Source organism: Neisseria sp. P0019.S002 (assembly GCF_051957155.1).
Taxonomy (GTDB): domain Bacteria; phylum Pseudomonadota; class Gammaproteobacteria; order Burkholderiales; family Neisseriaceae; genus Neisseria; species Neisseria perflava.
The window spans coordinates 1-445 of the sequence record NZ_JBQCWS010000145.1; the positions used below are offsets into that span (position 1 = coordinate 1).

1 pseudogene is annotated in these 445 nt (G+C 49.0%); it reads left to right on the forward strand.

The window, feature by feature from the left end:
* Positions 1-445: pseudogene (gene fusA / locus ACTHTY_RS12010) on the forward strand (elongation factor G); the annotation flags it as partial.

The window sequence follows — 445 nt, forward strand, 5'->3', positions numbered from 1 at the left end:
GTACAAATGACTGCTGCAGACCGTACTGAAATTGAAGAAGTACGCGCTGGCGACATCGCAGCCGCTATCGGTCTGAAAGACGTTACCACTGGTGAAACCTTGTGTGCAGAAAGCGCACCGATCATCTTGGAACGCATGGAATTCCCTGAGCCGGTAATTCATATTGCCGTTGAGCCGAAAACCAAAGCCGACCAAGAGAAAATGGGTATTGCCCTGAACCGTCTGGCAAAAGAAGACCCTTCTTTCCGTGTTCGTACAGACGAAGAATCCGGTCAAACCATTATTTCCGGTATGGGTGAGCTGCACTTGGAAATTATTGTTGACCGTATGAAACGCGAATTCGGCGTGGAAGCAAACATCGGTGCGCCTCAAGTGGCTTACCGTGAAACCATCCGCAAAGAAGTTGAAGCCGAATACAAACACGCCAAACAATCTGGTGGTAAAG